Annotated in this window: 17 protein-coding genes; 14 read left to right on the plus strand and 3 right to left on the minus strand. The window is 44.1% G+C overall.

All coding sequences use genetic code 11. The features are described 5' to 3' along the window. The first annotated feature begins 283 nt into the window (after positions 1–283). The 9 genes from UQ64_RS02570 to UQ64_RS02610 all read left to right on the plus strand — a co-directional run bounded on the left by UQ64_RS02570 (position 284) and on the right by UQ64_RS02610 (position 9,134). Positions 284–1,195, plus strand: coding sequence for a methyl-accepting chemotaxis protein (locus UQ64_RS02570; RefSeq protein ID WP_060621963.1), 912 nt, complete (start codon positions 284–286; stop codon positions 1,193–1,195). A 198-nt stretch (positions 1,196–1,393) separates the two neighbouring features. Beyond that, the gene (locus tag UQ64_RS02575; protein ID WP_060621964.1) at positions 1,394–1,954 is read left to right on the plus strand and encodes an RNA polymerase sigma factor; all 561 of its coding nucleotides are present in this window, start codon (positions 1,394–1,396) and stop codon (positions 1,952–1,954) included. Then, positions 1,914–3,590 carry a DUF4179 domain-containing protein gene (locus tag UQ64_RS02580; protein ID WP_060621965.1) on the plus strand — a complete coding sequence of 559 codons (1,677 nt, stop codon included), beginning with the start codon at positions 1,914–1,916 and terminating at the stop codon, positions 3,588–3,590. Before UQ64_RS02575 ends, UQ64_RS02580 begins: the two co-directional genes overlap by 41 nt. Before the next feature lie 129 nt (positions 3,591–3,719). Next, positions 3,720–4,298 (plus strand): DNA-3-methyladenine glycosylase I, encoded by a 579-nt coding sequence (locus UQ64_RS02585; RefSeq protein ID WP_060621966.1) that lies wholly within the window; start codon positions 3,720–3,722, stop codon positions 4,296–4,298. A 192-nt stretch (positions 4,299–4,490) separates the two neighbouring features. Continuing rightward, on the plus strand, positions 4,491–5,546 hold the full coding sequence (gene prmA / locus UQ64_RS02590) for a 50S ribosomal protein L11 methyltransferase (RefSeq protein ID WP_060621967.1): 1,056 nt from the start codon (positions 4,491–4,493) through the stop codon (positions 5,544–5,546). Positions 5,547–5,548: 2 nt separating this feature from the next. Beyond that, positions 5,549–6,232 carry a site-2 protease family protein gene (locus UQ64_RS02595; protein WP_060621968.1) on the plus strand — a complete coding sequence of 228 codons (684 nt, stop codon included), beginning with the start codon at positions 5,549–5,551 and terminating at the stop codon, positions 6,230–6,232. 278 nt (positions 6,233–6,510) lie between these two features. Continuing rightward, positions 6,511–7,275: an RsmE family RNA methyltransferase gene (locus UQ64_RS02600; RefSeq protein WP_060621969.1), complete on the plus strand. Its 765-nt coding sequence runs from the start codon at positions 6,511–6,513 to the stop codon at positions 7,273–7,275. Positions 7,276–7,278: 3 nt separating this feature from the next. After that, positions 7,279–8,625 carry a tRNA (N(6)-L-threonylcarbamoyladenosine(37)-C(2))-methylthiotransferase MtaB gene (gene mtaB, locus UQ64_RS02605; protein WP_060621970.1) on the plus strand — a complete coding sequence of 449 codons (1,347 nt, stop codon included), beginning with the start codon at positions 7,279–7,281 and terminating at the stop codon, positions 8,623–8,625. Between the two features lie 167 nt (positions 8,626–8,792). Continuing rightward, the gene (locus UQ64_RS02610; RefSeq protein WP_060621971.1) at positions 8,793–9,134 is read left to right on the plus strand and encodes a hypothetical protein; all 342 of its coding nucleotides are present in this window, start codon (positions 8,793–8,795) and stop codon (positions 9,132–9,134) included. A 222-nt stretch (positions 9,135–9,356) separates the two neighbouring features. Here UQ64_RS02610 and UQ64_RS02615 read toward each other — a convergent pair whose 3' ends face one another. Both UQ64_RS02615 and UQ64_RS02620 read right to left on the minus strand, forming a co-directional pair. Further along, positions 9,357–9,683 (minus strand): AzlD domain-containing protein, encoded by a 327-nt coding sequence (locus UQ64_RS02615; protein WP_060621972.1) that lies wholly within the window; start codon positions 9,681–9,683, stop codon positions 9,357–9,359. Next, positions 9,674–10,408 carry an AzlC family ABC transporter permease gene (locus UQ64_RS02620; RefSeq protein ID WP_060621973.1) on the minus strand — a complete coding sequence of 245 codons (735 nt, stop codon included), beginning with the start codon at positions 10,406–10,408 and terminating at the stop codon, positions 9,674–9,676. The genes UQ64_RS02615 and UQ64_RS02620 overlap by 10 nt, the downstream gene beginning before the upstream one ends. Before the next feature lie 210 nt (positions 10,409–10,618). Between UQ64_RS02620 and UQ64_RS02625 the strand changes: the two genes are divergently transcribed. The 4 genes from UQ64_RS02625 to UQ64_RS02640 all read left to right on the plus strand — a co-directional run bounded on the left by UQ64_RS02625 (position 10,619) and on the right by UQ64_RS02640 (position 16,217). Continuing rightward, a complete protein-coding gene (locus UQ64_RS02625) occupies positions 10,619–12,847 on the plus strand; it encodes a hypothetical protein (protein WP_060621974.1) in 2,229 nt (742 codons plus the stop codon). 165 nt (positions 12,848–13,012) lie between these two features. Then, positions 13,013–13,573 carry an ECF-type riboflavin transporter substrate-binding protein gene (locus tag UQ64_RS02630; protein ID WP_042190972.1) on the plus strand — a complete coding sequence of 187 codons (561 nt, stop codon included), beginning with the start codon at positions 13,013–13,015 and terminating at the stop codon, positions 13,571–13,573. A gap of 110 nt (positions 13,574–13,683) precedes the next feature. Continuing rightward, positions 13,684–15,390: an ABC transporter ATP-binding protein gene (locus UQ64_RS02635; RefSeq protein WP_060621975.1), complete on the plus strand. Its 1,707-nt coding sequence runs from the start codon at positions 13,684–13,686 to the stop codon at positions 15,388–15,390. Beyond that, a complete protein-coding gene (locus tag UQ64_RS02640) occupies positions 15,387–16,217 on the plus strand; it encodes an energy-coupling factor transporter transmembrane component T family protein (RefSeq protein ID WP_060621976.1) in 831 nt (276 codons plus the stop codon). The genes UQ64_RS02635 and UQ64_RS02640 overlap by 4 nt, the downstream gene beginning before the upstream one ends. Before the next feature lie 52 nt (positions 16,218–16,269). On the opposite strand, the gene UQ64_RS02645 is transcribed toward UQ64_RS02640, so the two are convergent. Continuing rightward, positions 16,270–17,256, minus strand: a complete 987-nt coding sequence (locus UQ64_RS02645) for a Na/Pi cotransporter family protein (protein ID WP_060621977.1) — start codon at positions 17,254–17,256, stop codon at positions 16,270–16,272. A 99-nt stretch (positions 17,257–17,355) separates the two neighbouring features. On the opposite strand from UQ64_RS02645, the gene UQ64_RS02650 reads away from it, so the two are divergent. Then, a complete protein-coding gene (locus tag UQ64_RS02650; protein WP_060621978.1) occupies positions 17,356–18,780 on the plus strand; it encodes a class I SAM-dependent rRNA methyltransferase in 1,425 nt (474 codons plus the stop codon). The last annotated feature ends 203 nt before the right edge of the window (positions 18,781–18,983 follow it).

Consider the following 18,983-nt stretch of genomic DNA (forward strand, 5'->3'; position numbering starts at 1 on the left):
ATATAAGAGGCTAAGATTGCTGGACCGTTTGGTAAGAGCATTTTGTAAGAGAAGATTAATTATACTAGGAACTGGTTCGAACCCTGGCTGGTATTGCAGCTGGGTTTTTTCTAATTATCATCACTTAATACTCGCTCGCTCATTGGTCTTTTTTTATTATGAATCTAATTCATTTTAATAAGAAACATATATTTCTCTCTGCGCAATAAGAGCGTATAATTGTTCAGATATACTTCATGATGACGCGACGAGTAACTTATACATATCCAGGAGGAATTATATTATGGGAATGGTACACTCTCAAGGGGTTACCGATGAGCTTGTTGTTCGATCATTAGAAAGAAATTTAGCTATTATAAGGTTTGATCTTAATCGACGAGTGGCTTATGTGAATGAAGTTTTTGCTAGTTCGATGGGGTATAACAAAGAAGATATGATTGGGATGCACCATAAGGAGTTTTGCTTTTCTCATTTTGTAAATAGCCCGGGGTATGAGCTGTTCTGGCAGGATCTTTTTTTAGGAAAAAGTTTTCAGGATAAAGTCGAACGAATGAATGCAAAAGGAAATGTGGTTTGGCTGGAAGCTACCTATATGCCTGTCTTTGATGAAAATAATGAACAAGTCATTGGCGTTTCCAAAATAGCGACCAATATTACGGAACGACAAAATAACATGAGTGTCGTGGTACATCGGATGCAAGAGATGTCGGACAGCTTAAATCAAAGAGCCGGGAAAGGTATTGAACGGAGTCAGGAACTATTACTGAGCGTCGACAAAATTGCTGAAGTATCCATCGAAAATACACAGACTCTAGCTAATCTGGAGACACAAGCGGTATCGATTCAGGGGATTGTACAGACGATTCGTAATATTGCTTCGCAAACGCAACTGTTAGCGCTTAACGCAGCAATTGAAGCGGCACATGCCGGGGAGTTTGGGCGAGGTTTTGACGTGGTTGCAAAAGAAGTTAGGAAGCTGTCTTCCATGGTACAGGATTCGATTATTCAAGTGAAAAATAGTGTGGATGCCATTACACTGGAAATTGATAAAATCTCCAAAGGAACAAACCAGGTGCAAGAAAATATAGAAGATAGTCAACAGCAGATTCAAATAGCATTAGATGATTTCAAGAATATTTCTTCTTCAGCTCAGGATTTGGATACACAAGCACGAGAGGTTATGAATATTATTTGATTTTTGAAGGCTGTTTGTGGTGAATATAAAGGAAAGCCAGTTCTCAGATTTATGGGAAGGGGCTTTTTGTGTTGAGAGTATAATTGATATCTTTCATCTGTTATTACTAGCATCTATAGTTTATGCTCAGAAAAACGAACCTTTTCCAAAGACTGGTTGTCATATAGATATCACAGAAAAGAAAGGAGGGTACAAGATTTGGAGACTAACCGGGAGTTATTCGAAGCCTACAACAAGGATGTATACAGGACTTGCTACTATATGGTGCATGACGCGGCGGATGCGGAAGACTTGACGCAGGATGTGTTCATTACCGTATTTCGCACGAATCGTGAGAACGTTGAGCATATGAAGGCTTGGATTATGAAAATAACGGTCAACCATTGCCTGAATCATTTGAAACGGAAGCGTACTTTACAGCAGAAAGTTTCAGACAATCTTTATTTATTTAAGAAATCTCCTGAAACCCCTGTAGATCGATTGATTGAGCAGCGGGAGACGACAATGGAATGGGCGAAATATTTGAGCCAGCTCCCTGTCAAACTTCGGATGGTGATTACGCTTAGGTACATGCATGATTTCAGCTTGGCTGAAGTATCGGACCTGCTATCCATCCCGCTCGGAACGACCAAATCAAGGCTGCATAAAGGGCTGAAGGTATTGCGGAGAATTTTGCTGGAGGCTGGGGTTCAAATTGACCAGAAAGAGGGCGAATCTTATGAAAAAGTTAGAGAATATGCTGGAGCATCGGTTGAATAAGGATCAAAATGTGCCATATCCAAATTTTGATAGCATGTGGGAGAGAATTGAACAGGATACAACAGCTTCCGTTCACACTCGGATGAGCAGTGGCAGCCAGAACCGGGGGAGAAACTGGAGCAAAATAGCTGCTGTCGCTTCAGTATCAGTGCTTTTAGCGGCGGCGCCGGTTTATGCGGCAGTTCATTATAATTGGGATACAATGCTCCGTGAAAGAGGTGGTATTCAGGCGGCACTGGCACAAAACCTCGGACAACAGCTGGATCAATCGGTGACAAAGGACGGAGTGACGCTAAAGCTACATACAGCCATCGTGGATGAGAATCGAACGGTCATCTTATTCACATTGGATGTTGGACAACGACAGGACAGTGAAACTTGGCGTGTGACTGGGATGACCCTGAAAGGTACCGGGGGAGGAAATAGTTCTGGAGAGTACAATTATCTGAACTGGGACGAAAAGAACCAAATTTATAACGGTTATTTCGAAAGTGAATGGACACCAGAGAATGACAAAGTGAATGTTCAGCTAGTTGCGAATGATATTCAGGCTTTTAGTGTACAATCGTTAGATTTGCCGCTGGATATCCACTCGACGGAGACACAGAGCTTCCCTATTGGACAGGAAGGGATGCGCAGCATAGAGGTGAAGCCGTTTACCCAAGGCCAAGAGAAAATGTTATTCTCTTCAGCGATCATTTTTGATCAGCCAGAAGCAAAAGAATGGGCCTATCCAAATATTGTAGGATACAAAAACGGAACGCTCATTAATTCGCTGCCTGGAGGTACTTACGGTACACCAGGAGAAAAAGGGGAGTATACAGCGCAGCAATACTTTAAGGCGGAGGATGTTTCCGGTGGTCAACTGACTTATAAGCTGCAATATATGAAGAAAGAAAAAGATGTTAATGGACCACTTTCATTCGATCTTCAATTAAGCAAAAAGCAGATGGAGAGTGGGACGATAAAAACCAGTCTAAATCTGCCGCTTGAAGTAGGTGAAACGGATTACACGCTGGAGAATATGGTTGTGTCTCCTACTCAAATTCGAGTTACAGTTAGAAGTAAAGATATAGACAATAGCTTCCCTTATAAAAAGTATGCTCTTGAAGTAGCAGGCAAGACGCTTGAGGGCAATTTATGGAGATCTCCAGAAGGTGAGCCGGAGCTGACAGTGCTTCGTTTCGAACGGCCAGTTGACCTTGAAATTACGAAAGAGACTCCGATTACCTTTGTAGCTAAATATAAGGTGACTCATCATGGCAGCTATAAAATCACCAAGAATAATGATGACAAAATACCACTTCTTTTAACGAACATCTCTCAAAAGAAACAGACGATTATCCAGCAACTTAGCGGGTATCCGGTGAAGTGGACGTACTATATGCAGGGATCTGATCTTTACGTAGAAACTGGAAGTGATGATGCTCACTTCGGTGGAATTAACCAGACCCATATCGGGCTGGATAAAGAGCGCATCCTAGGTAAACCGGTAACCGTCAATTTCGCGGGGGATGGAAACAACAAGGCAATTGATGTGTATAAGGATTTTAAAGGTACAGAAGCTTCTATATATATGTTCTACTACACCACCGATGATCCGGAAAAAGAAACGAGAGTGCAGATCCGGCCATAAGAGTTAGAAGAATCATAATTCAAGGAAATAGAATAACTTTTTTAGGGGATGAACCTTGTGTTCTTCCCTTTTTTTCGTATAAAGTGAGTAGACGTTGTAAAGATTCAGCCATGAAAGGGGAGAAGAAGGATGGAAGTCACTCGCTGTGCTTGGGTCAATGATGATCCACTATATATTGCCTATCATGATGAGGAGTGGGGCAAGCCTCTGTATGATGACCAAAAGCTGTTTGAATTGCTTATGCTCGAAGGGATGCAGGCAGGGCTGAGCTGGTACACGGTACTAAAAAAACGGGCGCGTTTCAGAGAGGTATTTGACGGATTTGATCCGAATAAGATTGTCCATTATGATGAAGCCAAAATTGCGAAGCTAATGAGTGATCCCGGGATTATTAGAAATCGATTGAAAATTGATGCTATCATCCGTAATGCGGGTGTATATTTGCAAATTTGCGAGGAACATGGCAGCTTTGCAGAGTATCTCTGGAGCTTTGCCTTTGGTGTGCCTACTATTAACCATTGGAAGACTCGTGCAGATGTACCTGCTTCGACGGCTCAGTCTGATGAGATGAGTAAGGCATTAAAGAAGAAAGGCATGAAGTTTGTGGGTACTACAATCTGTTATGCTTTTATGCAGGCATCGGGGATGGTGGATGATCATTCGCTCAACTGCTTTTGTAGGCGTAAAGAGGACGTCGCAGGTCGTTGAGCTGTAGTTTGGCGTTACACCAATAAGAAATGTTATACTATGAAGCGAATGCTTACGAAGCGAGTTTTGCACGAAGTAAATTCAAGTGTAGCAAATGCTCACAAAACTAAGCCTATGCTTTCGAAGCAAGTTTTGCAGGAAGTAAATCAATGAAGCAAATGCTCACAAAACTTTTAGGAGGATTACATAAAGATGTTATGGCATGAAGTGACGATACATACAACAGAAGAAGCACAGGAAATGATTTCGAACTTTTTATATGAAGCTGGTGCGGGTGGGGTTTCTATCGAGGAATCCGGCACACTGAACAAAAAACGGGATACACGTTACGGTGAATTGTACGACCAACCTTTGAATGATATTCCTGAAGGGGAAGCGGTCATAAAGGGTTATTATGCCGATTCCACAGATATGGATGCTGTTATAGAAGAATTGACTCCACGGGTAGCCGAATTGCATGAGTACGGGATTGATCCAGGCAAAGCGTTGATTTCTTGGAAGACTGTGGATGAAGACGAATGGGCTCATGCTTGGAAGCAATATTTCAAACCGCTGCGCGTATCCAAACGTCTCACCATTAAACCAACCTGGGAGGAATATACGCCTGAGAGTCCGGATGAAGCGATCATTGAGATCGACCCTGGCATGGCATTTGGTACTGGGACTCACCCTACAACAGCTCTGTGCCTCCGTGCGCTTGAAAAGAACATTAGCGGTGGTGAAGAAGTTATCGATGTTGGCACCGGTTCAGGAATTTTGGCTGTAGGTGCGATGCTGTTAGGTGCAAAATCCGTATTGGCCTTAGATTTAGATCCGGTGGCTGTGGTAAGTGCACGGGAGAATGTAGCCCTTAACAAGCTTGAATCGTCCATAACGGTAAAAGAGAGTGATCTTCTATCGCTGCTGGGCGGGGAAGGCGTAGCGGATACAGCGGCTGGAGAGATGTGGCCATCCGCTAGACCTGGTCACTCACTAGAAGGAGCCGTTCCTGCTAAGCAAGAGCAAGAAGGCAGCCTTGGCGTGACATTGCCTGTACAAATTGTAGTTGCGAATATTTTGGCGGAAATCATCGTATTGTTTACGGATGATGTATACCGCGCGCTTCAACCTGGAGGCCTCTACATTACCTCAGGTATCTATAAAGATAAAGAAGGACTTGTGGCGAACGCGCTGAAAGCTTCTGGTTTTGAGATTATTGAAATATCCCGTGAGGAAGATTGGGTGGCGTTTACAGCCGGAAAGAGGTAAAGATGGATATATTACAAGATATAATTCGAGTAGATTTAGATCAGCTTCCTTTCCTGCTCATTACAATTTTAATTGCTTTTACAGTACATGAATTCAGTCATGCTTATTTCGCGAATAAGTTCGGTGACCCAACAGCAAGATTACTTGGCCGCATGACGCTTAATCCTGCTGTTCATTTCGATTTCTTTGGTATTTTGTTGCTGCTTGTTGCTGGCTTCGGTTGGGCACGTCCAGTTCCGGTAAACCGCGATAACTTTAGTCGTCCTCGTCTCATGGGAGTCATCGTATCGGCTGCGGGACCAATCAGTAACCTGCTCTTAGGAATTATTGGTGCTATAATATACGGTGCACTTGCGGCAACTGGAGTTCTAGATAATATCTCGAATGATCGCATGCTCGAGGCTGTATACTTATTCTTTGGCACCTTCATTCAATGGAACTTCTTTCTGTTTCTGTTCAATCTTATTCCGCTGCCGCCACTCGATGGCTATCGGATTGTGGAAGATATCGCCCCGCGTTCGATCCGCGGCAAATTGCAGCAATTTGAACAATGGGCTGTATTCCTCTTTTTATTGATTCTGTTTATTCCTGGGCTACGGACTTATACGATTGATCCGCTCGCAGTCTGGGCTAGCGAAATGTCGAGAACATTTGTACAGCTGTCTTTAAGAATTTTTGGAAGCTAAGGCAAGGAATGAAGTCTGTTCAACCTTTGTCAAACATTGTATTATGTAATTTGATCAAAATTTGATAGTTGATTTTCGCCTGATCGAACCTTATATTTCTTGAAGAAACGGGTGACGCCCTTATAAGGGCGACTAAGCCGTTTCTTCAAATATAAGAAGGTATAAGTTTCACTCTATACTTTATGACTTATATTTCTCGATTAAACGCTTACCGTCCTTATAAGGACGCCGAAGGCGTTTATACTTGTTACTGAATTTATGAACAGGATGATGATGAGATGCAGCGATATTTCGTTACACCGGAGCAGTTTGGTGCGGATACCGTGAGAATTGATGGGGAAGATGCCCGTCATATTGCTAAAGTGATGCGTGGTAAGGCAGGGGACAAGCTTATTGTCAGCGATGGTGTTTCCCGTGAGGCATTAGTAGAGATTGCGCAAATTGAAATTGGTGAAGTAACGGTGAACATCCTGGAGTCCCTGGAGATGACGCATGAACCTCGAATTAAAATTACAGTGGCTCAGAGCTTACCTAAGGCCGATAAGATGGAAACTGTCATTCAGAAGTGCACAGAGATTGGTGCTGTAAGCTTTGTTCCTTTTCTGTCAGAACGCACAATAGTGCAATACGACGAGCGTAAGGAAAGCAAACGACTGGATCGCTGGCGTAAAATTTGTAAGGAAGCTGCCGAACAGGCTCATCGGAACATCGTTCCGTCTGTAGGATCACCTTTGTCCTGGAAGCAGCTTTTGCAGACTTTTAATGAGTATGATGCTGTTTATTTCTGTTATGAAAAAGAGGAAGGCTTACAGCTTCGAAGCAGCGTCGCTCCATGGTTAGCATCGCTTTCGCCGCAGTCTGGCGGAAGGGTTATGGTTGTGGTAGGCCCTGAAGGGGGCTTTACTCCCGAGGAATGCCTCAAGGCAGAAGAAGCAGGGGCTGTTTCTGTAGGACTAGGACGGCGTATTCTGCGCTGTGAGACAGCGGGCATGGTTGCCGCTGCTTGTATATTATATGAATCTGGAGAAATGGGAGGAGCTTAAGAGATGCCATCCGTAGCATTTTATACTTTAGGTTGTAAAGTGAATTTCTATGACACCGAAGCCATTTGGCAGCTATTTAAAAATGAAGGTTACGAGCAGGTTGATTTCGAGGGTCCCGCCGATGTATATCTGATTAATACTTGTACAGTAACCAACACAGGTGACAAAAAAAGCCGTCAAATGATCCGCCGTGCCGTACGGCGTAATCCGGAGGCTATCGTAGCCGTAACGGGCTGTTACGCGCAAACCTCTCCTGGAGAGATTCTGGATATTCCCGGAGTTGATCTTGTCATTGGTAACCAGGACCGCGACCAGATTATGACCCATGTGAAGAATATAGAAGCCTCACGTCAGCCAGTCAACGCTGTGCGTAATATTATGAAGACACGTGAGTTCGAAGAAATGGATGTGCCGGGCTTTGCGGATCGGACACGTGCTTTCATGAAGATTCAGGATGGTTGTAACAACTTCTGCACCTTCTGCATCATTCCATGGTCTCGCGGGCTGTCCCGCAGTCGAGATCCTAAGAGCATCGTCGCTCAAGCGCATCAATTGGTAGAAGCAGGATATAAGGAGTTTGTACTTACGGGTATTCATACCGGAGGTTACGGCGATGATCTTGATAATTACCGTCTTTCCGATTTGCTGTGGGATCTAGATAAGGTGGATGGACTGGAACGGGTTCGTATCAGTTCTATAGAAGCTAGTCAGATTGATGAGAAGCTGCTTGAAGTGTTGAACCGTTCCTCGAAAATGTGCCGTCATCTGCATATCCCGCTACAAGCCGGACATAATGATGTGCTGAAAGCGATGCGCCGTAAATATACGACAGAAGAGTATTACGCCAAAATGCAATTGATCCGTCAGGCGATGCCAGATGTTGGAATCACCACTGACGTTATCGTTGGATTCCCGGGTGAGACCGATGAGATGTTCCGTGCCGGATACGATTTCATGAAGGCTGTAAATTATTCGGAGATGCATGTATTCCCGTATTCCAAGCGGACAGGTACCCCTGCAGCGCGGATGGAGAATCAGATCGACGAGGAGATCAAAAATGTACGTGTTCAGGAACTGATTGATCTTTCTGAAGAGATGCAAATAGCTTATGCCCGTAAGTTTGTAGGACAGACGCTTAGCGTAATTCCAGAAAGATCGGCCAAAGGTGCGCCGGGCCGCAGTACTCAACATGGTTTCAGTGATAACTACTTGCAGGTATTCTTTGAGGGTGAAGATTCACTTCAAGGTGAGTTATGTCAGGTGAAGATCACTGAAGCTGGTGTGAATGAATGCCGAGGCGAACTGGTCGGGGTAAGTCAGAGTGGTCTTAAGCAAGCTGTCCTTAAGTAATAGACTTTAGTTAAAAGACAGCAAAGGAGCAAATCTCCCGTTAATGGAGAATTGCTCCTTTGTGTGTTTGGCGTTAGCTGAGAAATGCAACCGCATAGCAGAGGAATAGCTGCTACATGGGAGAGGCATAGCTCTCCTAATCTTGCGGTTTTCTATAGGATACTAGCATGCTTTTTAGTCATTTGAGCATACTTTCGGACACTAGGGACAATATTCTTGGGAAAGTGGTACATATATTAGCAGTGATTTTGCAAAGAAGCCCAAAACTGCACCCGTATCGCCCGGAAGGTGTGAAAGGTGAAAAAGAGGGGTATAAATCCCCCAGATATCGCCCGGAAGGCGCAAAAGGTGAAAAAGAGGGGTATAAATCCCCCAGATATCGCCCGGAAGGCGCGAAAGGTGAAAAAGAGGGGTATAAATCCCCCAGATATCGCCCGGAAGGCGCGAAAGGTGAAAAGAGGGGTATAAATCCCCCAAATATCGCTGAGAAGGTGGTGCGGAACGCCTGAAAGAGAAGCTCTCGCTTACAATCACTATAAATGACTTGTACTACGTCATCTTTTTAACTCTTTTATGGACGAAACTGGCATGATGAATTCTGATCGTTACGCAGAAATAATGCAGCTATTCCTGATAACGAATTCTTACGAGAAGCGCCAAGAAGTGGTCAGATAAGAGACGGGGGGACCAGCAGCCACAGTAACTCATTGCTTTTGGGGTCCCCTGCATGGTCAAAAAAACATCCGCAGGATCATAAGGGAAATAACACCTACCAGCACAGTACCTAGCAAACTCCGGGTCTTTACCGCGATCCAAAAAGTAGGGATTGCCGCAAAAAGCTCAACGTTATTAGCTATAGACGAGAATTTTCCATCATTTAAGAGGATCTCCTGACCTATTAGTGCCGCCATAACAGAGATAGGAACATAATTTAACCAGCGCATTCCCCATTCAGGCAGTTCGAATCGGCTTAGAATCATTAATGGAACCACCCTTGGAATGAAGGTTACCAATGCTGCCCCTAGAATAATTAAAAATACTTCCCATCTCACTTCCATTTTTCAAGCACCATCCCTACTGTTGACGCAATGAGCGTTGCAAGAATGACACCTACACTACCGGAGAATACGAAGGAGCTAGCTACAGCAATGATTACTGCTAGGATTGCGACAACCAAATCGAGTTTTATTTTATTACGATCCATCATGGAAATAACAAGGATGCCAATGAACATGGCAGGTAAAGCAAACTGTAGACCGAATTGATCTGGATCAGAAATCCACTGTGCCAAAAAAGCTCCCGCTATATTCGCAATAAACCAATTTAAATAAGCAGTGATATTGAGGCCATGCATCCATTTTTCACTGATTTGTTGCTTATTCACCGTTTGATTAATAGCAACCCCAAAGGTCTCATCTGTCAATAAGGTTCCAACCAGCATATTTCGTAGTGGGGTAAGATGCCGGAAATAAGGTGAAAGAGCTGCACTAAGCAAAATGTGCCGAAGATTCACGATAAATATCGTAACGATAATAGCAACAGGCGAGCTGCTTACTGCTATCATTCCAGCAGCTATAAACTGTGCAGAACCGGCATAAAGCATCAGACTTATCAAGGCAATCTCAGCAATGCTCAGCCCGGCTGTCTTTTGAACAACACCTGCTGCAAGTCCAATGCTTAAATAACCAAGTAGTGTGGGAATACAATCTTTTACCCCTTTAAGGAAGCTATCTTCCTGCTTTGGAGAAGGGATTGCATCTAGTTGAATGTTCTGTGTACTCATCGTAACCCCCTTGGTTCATTAAAGAATGTAGTAGCTAGCATATTACTTCCTAATATATTGATCAACCCTTCACCTGATTATCTAGTCTGAAAGTCCTGAATTTGGCTTTATGGAGATATAAGGTAAACACTTGGTGTACAATTGTCGATATAAGTAAAAGAGTGTGGGGATAAACCACCAAACGACATTATAGCCCAAGGGAGAGAACAAATGACTGTGTACAGGAAAATGACGAAAATGCTCCTCATCATGATATTGTTAGCTACTGCGGTTTTTCCGGTAAGTGTCTTTGCAGCTGCCGGCGACATTAACTCGATCGAATTCGAAAGCTCAGCCAAAGTGCAGCTTACGGTTGGACAAACGCCAAAGCAACTGAAGGTATATGCGAATGTGGAAGGGTCCTCCTCCAAAAGAGATGTGACTGGTGCAGTGGTATGGAATTCTTCTAACACTAACGCTGTGAAAGTAGTAAATGGCTTATTGACTCCAATAGATAGCGGAAAAGCTATTATTACAGCTACTTATAATAATGCGCTCGCTACTATTGAAGTAGAGGTAACACATCCGATCAAAGAATTGAAGCTCGAATATAGCTCCGAAGGGAACTATAAATTGGGTGACGAAGAGGATAAACTGTTGGTCAAGGCCAATGCGATTGGTGGCGAAACAGCGACTTCTGCTAAGGATGTAACGGCTGATACCACTTGGAGCAGCTCCAATACAAGCGTATTGACGATTGCAGAAGGTAAGATCAAACTGGCAGGTGAAGGTACCTCAACCATTACTGCCAAATACAAGGACTTAACAGCAACCTTTAAAGCTGTAGTGAAATTGCCTTATTCTGAAATTGAGCTTAAAAATGATAAGGGCATCGTAATTAAGGAAATTGAAATGCTCGTTGGCGATAATCCGGTGAAAGTAGCTGCGTTTACCAAAGAGACTACAAAGACGACCGCAAATGATATTTCAGAAAAAGCGGAATGGTCTTCTTCTAATACGAGTGTCGCTACTGTAGACAAGGGAGAAATCAAAGTACTGTCCGCAGGAAAAGCTGTAATTACAGTATCTTATCTGGGGATTACACAAACTGTGGATGTATATGTACGTGCTCCTTACGAGGCGTTATTGCTTACTCCATCAGGCGATCAATTCTTGTTTATGGGTGAGAGTTTGAACGTTAAAGCAGAGGTTCGAGATGCTGCGAATTCCACTCCGAATGTATCGGGTAGTGCAGTATGGAGTTCGGATAACCAGCTCGCGGCAACGGTTACTGCGGGAAGTGATGCTGCAGCGATCACCGCAAAAGCAGTGGGAACTTCGGTTATTAAAGCAGAGTACAGAGGGATTAGTAAAAGCTTTAAGTTGACGGTATTCCCTACGATTACTGAGTTGGAAGCTGATAAAAAGGAACTGGACATGTACACAGAGGATTCCGTTAGTTTGCCAAAGGTAAACGGAACTAAACTAGATGGAACGAAGCTGGATTTCAGTCAAGAAATCGAGTGGACTTCTGCCAACGATGAGATCGCCATCATCAAAGATGGCAAGCTCGTTGCTGAAATGGCTGGTACTGTTAATATTGTCGGCAAGATAAAATCGGAGAACCCTACCTCCTCTAAAGCAGCAATTCGTGAAAAAAGTGTTGTAGTGAGTGTTACAGTTAAAGATAAGGTTCATATTTTGCTCGGACCAGAGGAAAACTTTGTGATTGTTACTGGTGAAGAGAAGGCTGTTCCTGAAGTTAAAGCTGTAATGGAAAATGGGAATGAACTCGATGTTACAAGTACTATGGAATGGGAGATTACCGGTACGAATGCCATTATCAAGACAACATCTTCCGGCAAGGTAATCAAAGGATTGGTGAAGGGTTCTGCCACTTTAAAGGGAACCTACGCTAATAAGACCATCAGTATCCCGGTTACTATTGAACAAAAGGTTACTAAGATTGTTGTAGAACCGAATGCGATTGAATTGAATATTAAAGGTTCTAAATCCGTAAAGGTAACGGCTTACTACTCTAATGGTAAGACGGGGAATATCTCCAGCAGCATGAATTGGGAGTCCTCGAATGAGGCAGTTGCCACGGTTAAAAGTACATCTGTTAAAGCCATAACAGAAGGAACTGCGACGTTATCAGGTTCTTACCAAGGGCTCGCTGCTAGTGTCAAAATTAATGTTGTTCCTAAGCTAATGAAGTTGACTGTTAATGAGAAGAGACTGAAGATGGCTCCGGGCGCTGTTCAGAACGCAGTTGTGATTGCGCAGTATGATACGGGGAAGACAGCTGTTGTTACTGGAAGTGCGGCGTGGACTAGTTCTAAGCCTTCTGTAGCTAGAGTATCTGCTAGCGGTCAGATTGTAGCTGTGAGCAAAGGAACGGCATCCATTAAAGGAAAGATTGGCACCAAGACAGTGACGGTAACCGTTACTGTGAAATAGATAGAGCAAATCATTTGAATAATGAATCTATAAGTGGTCTGGGTCTGCAAAGCCAACATTAATGTTGCTTTGCAGATTTTTTTATTATTTTATTCTATAGTAATTCATACTATTCCGATGTATAATCACATAATATAAAAAAGATGCATTGGGGGAGATGAAAACATGGCAAAACAAAAGGTGTTATCGATTAAGACGATTGTTGCGATTGGTATCGGTTCTGCTCTATTCGTTATTTTGGGCAGGTTCGGTTCGATTCCATCCGGAATTCCAAACACTAACATTGAGACTACATATGCTTTACTGGCATTGTTCGCACTGTTATACGGTCCTTTTGCCGGATTACTCATTGGCCTGATCGGACATACACTGAAGGATGCGATTTTTTATGGTTCCCCTTGGTTCAGTTGGGTGATCGCTTCTGGAATTGTTGGGCTCGTTGTGGGTCTGCTTGTGGCTAGAATTGGGATTCATGATGGGGAGTTCGGACGAAAGGAATTGATTCGTTTTAATCTGGCCCAGATTGTAGCGAACGCAATCGCCTGGTTCTTAGTAGCACCTGTACTGGATATTCTAATCTATGCGGAACCAGCGAATAAAGTATTCACACAAGGACTTATCGCCGGAGCATCCAATATAGTCACTGTGGCAGTGATTGGTTCACTACTCGCAATTGCATATGCTAAGACAAGAACGAAGCAAGGCAGCTTGACCAGAGAAGCCTGAGTAGCATATAATCCAAACCAAAAGCCGGTGGAGATCACCGGCTTTTTCATGGCTATAAAACATATAATGGAAGTGGAATTCTTCAAACGAAGCTAAGAGGAAGGTCAAGGATGAAAAAAGCAGTGATTGAATTTAAGGATTTCAGTTTTCAATATCGGGCACAGCAGGAACCTACACTCGCAGACATCAACTTAACGATTGCCGAAGGGGAGAAGGTACTTATTGTAGGACCCTCAGGTTCTGGAAAAAGTACACTGGCCCATTGTATAAACGGACTCATCCCTTTTGCATATAAAGGTGAAATGTCTGGGTCATTGCGAATTATGGGTCTGGAGCAGAAAGAACTTAGTATTGCAGCATTGTCGGATCAGGTAGGGACTGTATTGCAGGACCCGGATGGACAATTTGTTGGATTAACGGTTGGAGAGGATATCGCCTTCAGTCTGGAGAATCACGCAGTTCAGCAGGCTGAGATGATAGAAAGGGTAGTGGCTGCAGCAACAGCGGTGGATATCCACGAATATTTGGAATCTTCGCCCCAGGAATTATCAGGCGGTCAGAAGCAGAAAACGACCTTAGCTGGTGTTCTAGTTGGTGATGTGGACATCCTGTTGTTTGATGAGCCTTTGGCAAACTTAGATCCTTATACCGGCACAAAAGCGATAGAGCTTATTGATCGAGTGCAAAAAGAGACCGGTAAAACGGTTATTATTATCGAGCACAGACTCGAGGAAGTACTTCACCGTGCGGTGGACCGCATTATTGTGATCCATGATGGACGCATTGCGGCGGATATGCCAGCAGCTGAGCTGTTAAGCACTAGCTTACTTTCAGAAGTAGGTATTCGGGAACCTCTCTATTTAACAGCTTTAAAGTATGCAGGATGTACGATTACATCAGATATGAATCCACAGCATATAGATGAAATTCGGCTGGACTCCTGCTCCAGTAAGCTTGAGTACTGGTATGATGACAATAAAGCGCGGCAGGATAAGATCGAGAATCTACCTATCCTGGAGTTAAGAGATATTTCATTCGGTTACGAAAAGAATCGACCAGTGCTTCATAAGCTTAACCTCCTTATTAATAAAGGAGAAATGGTCTGTATAGCCGGTCGAAACGGGGCAGGGAAATCCACGGTATCTAAGCTCATCTGTGGATTTTATAAGCCCACCTCCGGATCGATACGGATGAACGGAAGGGACATTGCAAAGGATACGATTAAGGAGCGGGCAGAGCGGATCGGTTTCGTGATGCAGAATCCTAATCATATGATTTCCAAGACGCTCATATATGATGAGGTTGCGCTAGGTCTTAAATTACGAGGAGTGCCAGAGGAGCTTATTCGTGATCGAGTGCATCATATTTTGAAAATATGTGGTCTATATGCTTTTCGTAGCTGGCCTATCTCGGCGCTCAGCTATGGTCAGAAGAAACGAGTTACTATAGCGTCTATTATGATCCTGGAGCCGGAAGTCATCATATTGGATGAGCCGACTGCAGCTCAGGATTATAGGCACTATAACGAGATGATGGAATTCCTTCTCACGCTGCGGGAGCAGGGAATGACGGTCATTATGATTACGCATGATATGCATCTTATGCTTGAGTATGCTGATAGAGCGGTAGTGTTATCTGATGGCGTGAAGCTTGCGGATGACAGCCCTGAGCGAGTACTAACCAATATAGAAGTAGTGAGAAATGCTAACTTGAAGGAAACCTCACTATTTACACTGGCTATGAAGGCCCAATTGGATCAGCCTGAAGAGTTCGTAAGAAGATTTATTGCATACGATAGGAGGAGCCGGGGCGGATGAAGGCCACAATGTTAACTTTTACGAAGCAAGATTCACCTATTCACCGTCTTACAGGCGCCACTAAGTTGATTCTATTTGTAGTTTGGTCTGTGACTGGGATGATTACATATGATACAAGATGTCTAATAGTGATGCTCTTATTTAGCTTGGTTGCCTTTAGAATCTCTAAAGTTCAATTTCAGGATTATGCCTTTGTGCTATATTTCATCTTGATCTTCTTTGTACTTAATCATATAGCTATCTTTATTTTTTCTCCATTGGAAGGTGTAAAGGTCTACGGTTCACGCCATGATATTGTTCATCTTGTAGGTCGGTATACCGTTACATGGGAGCAGCTATTCTATCAATTTAATATTGCCCTTAAATATGCAGTAGTCATTCCTATGGCATTGTTATTTCTTTTAACCACAAATCCTAGTGAATTTGCAGCATCCTTAAACAAGGTTGGAGTGAATTACAAAATCGCATATTCTGTATCGCTAGCTCTGCGGTACATTCCGGATATCCAAAGAGATTATGAGAACATATCGTTTTCTGCACAGGCACGTGGAATAGACATCTCTCGAAAAGAAAAGCTGCCTAAGCGGCTTAAAAATATCATTTCGATTCTTATGCCCTTGATTCTGACTAGTATCGAGCGAATTGAGAATATTAGTACGGCCATGGAGTTACGTGGCTTCGGAACTAAGAGTAAACGGACTTGGTACAGCAGTCGTCCGTTCTCAAGGAACGATTATATTGCTTTGATCTTATTTGCTCTGATCGCAATATCTTCGACAGTAATCACTTTTTACGATGGATCGCGGTTTTATAATATTTTCGATTGAAGTATAATAGTACAGTTGTGGAAAGTTTGGGTTCAGGCATTACAACATATAGTTACGATTGAAGACGTTTCTCCAGTCTTGACCAAACAGGCAGGTAACATAATGGTAGTGCGATTAGCGAGCATACTACATTAAAAATAGTCTGTGCATGGGCGATTTGTGAGGCGGGTCCTCCGCCAATCCATGCAGCAGTTGCTTGTAGGGGCCCGATTAGAGGTAGGAACAGTAGCGCACCGCCTACATTGAGCGCAACATGCGACCAAGCGACGAAGACGCCGGAAGATGAGCCGCCGATGGAAGCAATGACTGCCGTGAAGCAGGTACCGACATTAGCACCGAGCACGATGGCTATGCCGAGCTCTGGCGGCATGGCACCCGAGGCAGCAATACCCATGGCCATGGCTATAACTGCTGCGCTGCTATGTAACAGGGCAGTTAAGCAGGCACCTGCGGCGAGTCCCCATAGGGCACTTGTGGCAGCATGATTCAGGAACCAGAGGAATAGGCCACTCTCTTGAAGAGTACCGCCGATGGATTGCATGACTGCGATTCCCCATAAGACTAGGGCGAATCCTGATACAGCCAGGCTGATGAATTGCAGCGGCTCTGATATTTTCCGGCACAGTGCTGCCGCCCGTGACGTATGTGGTAACTCGCCTGCTATAACCGCAGCTGCCCACAGACTCAGCGAGGCAGCCAGCAATGGGGAGGCCATGGAATTGATCTGAAGTCCGATCAGTTCTGTGGTCAAAGTAGTGCCGATGTTGCTACCTAAGATAATGCCTAGTGTACGAGCATAGGTGAGCAGGCCGGCATTCACCATACCGATCGTCAACACGGTTACAGCCGTGCTGCTCTGAAGCAGGGCCGACAGCAAGCTGCTGGCAATCATTCCTTTGATTGGCGTTGAGGTAGCCTTATTAAGGCTTCTAGTCATCAGAGGGCCCGCGAGCTTGGACAAAGCTGTTTCCATTAGCTTCATGCCAGCCAGAAAGATAATAAGACCATATATGATAGGGAAAAGCAGTTCACGGAACATAGGGCATACTCCTTTGGACGAGGGTTGTACACCAATATATGAAAGTAACGAGTAGGACATGTATAAAATCATTTTTAGAAAAACAGGGAGTTGAAGTCATTGGCATCGGTTATTTTAGAACGCAATCGTAAAAAAAGACTGGAACAGGGTCATCCATGGGTCTACGCAGGTGAAGTTGCATCAGTAGAAGGAAACCCAGAGGCTGGGGGATTAGTCGATGTCCTTAACCATCAAGGTCGGTTTCTAGCTGTAGGATATTACAATCCAGCATCGCAGATTCGGGTAAGAATTGTATCACAGGGACCGTTGGCTATCATGGACACCGCTTTTTTCGCAGAACGGTTTACGAATTGTCTACAGCATAGAGAACGTTTCCTTCCTGAGGCAGATGCTTACCGGTTGGTTTATGGAGAGGCGGACTTTTTGCCAGGGCTTATTGTGGATCGATTCGGGGATATTCTGGTTGTGCAGCTCCTTACACTTGGAATGGACAAGCGCCGTTCAGAGATTGTTGAAGCACTTGTACAGGTTATGGCACCGCGTGGTATTTATGAACGCAGTGATGTTAGCGTGCGCGAACTGGAAGGGATGGAGCAGACTACAGGCGTGCTGTATGGGGAATGCCCACGGCATGTTACCGTAAGTGAGAATGGCCTGAAGCTGGTAGTAGATATCGAAGAGGGCCAGAAGACAGGTTATTTCTTTGATCAGCGTGAGAATAGAGCATCCATTGCGCCACTCATGAAGGGCTGGGGTGGACGAAGCGGCATTACACTGCAACAAATCGAAGCAGAAGATGGATCTCTACAGACTTTGCCAGTAAATAAGAGTGGTAAACATGTAACCTTCCCTTATTGGGATGGTGCTACAGTGCTGGAATGCTTCTCGCACACAGGCAGCTTCACTCTGCATGCTTGCAAGTATGGCGCGAAAAAAGTAACCTGCCTCGACGTTTCCGCTCATGCTATAGAGAGTGCCAAGGTCAATGTGGAGCTGAATGGTTTTAGTGACCGAGTGGAATTTGTAGTGGATGATGCTTTTGCCTACCTGCGCAATCAGGTTAAAGGGCTGGAGGAACGTTCGGAGCGGGCTACGGTTGCAAGCGGAACGGAATCAACAGTAGTGACTACAAATGCTAAATCTGGAGGCAAAGCAACCAAAACCGATACCTCCAAGCCGATGACAGCAGGTGGAGGCAGAACTTGGGATGTAGTTATCCTAGACCCGCCAGCGTTTGCGAAAACTAAAAGTGCAGTAGCAGGTGCTTGCCGTGGTTACAAAGATATTAATCTGCATGGTATGAAGCTGGTGAATGAAGGTGGATATTTGGTTACCGCAAGTTGTTCTTACCACATGCAGCCGGATCTGTTCCTTGAAACGATTGCAGATGCAGCTAAAGATGCTGGTAAAGTATTGAGACTTGTGGAATGGCGTGCCGCAGGCAAAGACCATCCGCAGATTCTAGGCGTTAACGAAGGTCACTACCTGAAGTTTGCGATTTTTGAAGTGAGAAGTAAGAAATAAGCTGGTTGTTCATATAGACAATGGACGTTGATCCGTAAAAGGAATCTTTAAACAAGGATTCCTTTTACGGATTTTTTGCTATGTTCTGAAAAGAGTTGGATTCGTGATTTACAAGATTCTTATTGTAAATCATTAGAAAATAATAGCAAACGCATGTTCTGATTTGTGCAGTTATGCTATACTGAGGGGACGAGGAACGACTG

The organism is Paenibacillus etheri, from assembly GCF_001012825.1.
GTDB lineage: Bacteria > Bacillota > Bacilli > Paenibacillales > Paenibacillaceae > Paenibacillus_AQ > Paenibacillus_AQ etheri.

Bases quoted from the DNA above. Each gene is read 5' to 3' on its own strand.
- UQ64_RS02625 (WP_060621974.1), top strand. From the start codon at position 10,619: ATGACTGTGTACAGGAAAATGACGAAAATGCTCCTCATCATGATATTG.
- UQ64_RS02640 (WP_060621976.1), top strand. From the start codon at position 15,387: ATGAAGGCCACAATGTTAACTTTTACGAAGCAAGATTCACCTATTCAC.
- UQ64_RS02595 (WP_060621968.1), top strand. From the start codon at position 5,549: ATGGATATATTACAAGATATAATTCGAGTAGATTTAGATCAGCTTCCT.
- prmA (WP_060621967.1), top strand. From the start codon at position 4,491: ATGTTATGGCATGAAGTGACGATACATACAACAGAAGAAGCACAGGAA.
- UQ64_RS02570 (WP_060621963.1), top strand. From the start codon at position 284: ATGGGAATGGTACACTCTCAAGGGGTTACCGATGAGCTTGTTGTTCGA.
- UQ64_RS02645 (WP_060621977.1), bottom strand. From the start codon at position 17,256: ATGTTCCGTGAACTGCTTTTCCCTATCATATATGGTCTTATTATCTTT.
- UQ64_RS02610 (WP_060621971.1), top strand. From the start codon at position 8,793: ATGCTTTTTAGTCATTTGAGCATACTTTCGGACACTAGGGACAATATT.
- mtaB (WP_060621970.1), top strand. From the start codon at position 7,279: ATGCCATCCGTAGCATTTTATACTTTAGGTTGTAAAGTGAATTTCTAT.
- UQ64_RS02585 (WP_060621966.1), top strand. From the start codon at position 3,720: ATGGAAGTCACTCGCTGTGCTTGGGTCAATGATGATCCACTATATATT.
- UQ64_RS02630 (WP_042190972.1), top strand. From the start codon at position 13,013: ATGGCAAAACAAAAGGTGTTATCGATTAAGACGATTGTTGCGATTGGT.
- UQ64_RS02615 (WP_060621972.1), bottom strand. From the start codon at position 9,683: ATGGAAGTGAGATGGGAAGTATTTTTAATTATTCTAGGGGCAGCATTG.
- UQ64_RS02620 (WP_060621973.1), bottom strand. From the start codon at position 10,408: ATGAGTACACAGAACATTCAACTAGATGCAATCCCTTCTCCAAAGCAG.
- UQ64_RS02600 (WP_060621969.1), top strand. From the start codon at position 6,511: ATGCAGCGATATTTCGTTACACCGGAGCAGTTTGGTGCGGATACCGTG.
- UQ64_RS02635 (WP_060621975.1), top strand. From the start codon at position 13,684: ATGAAAAAAGCAGTGATTGAATTTAAGGATTTCAGTTTTCAATATCGG.
- UQ64_RS02580 (WP_060621965.1), top strand. From the start codon at position 1,914: ATGAAAAAGTTAGAGAATATGCTGGAGCATCGGTTGAATAAGGATCAA.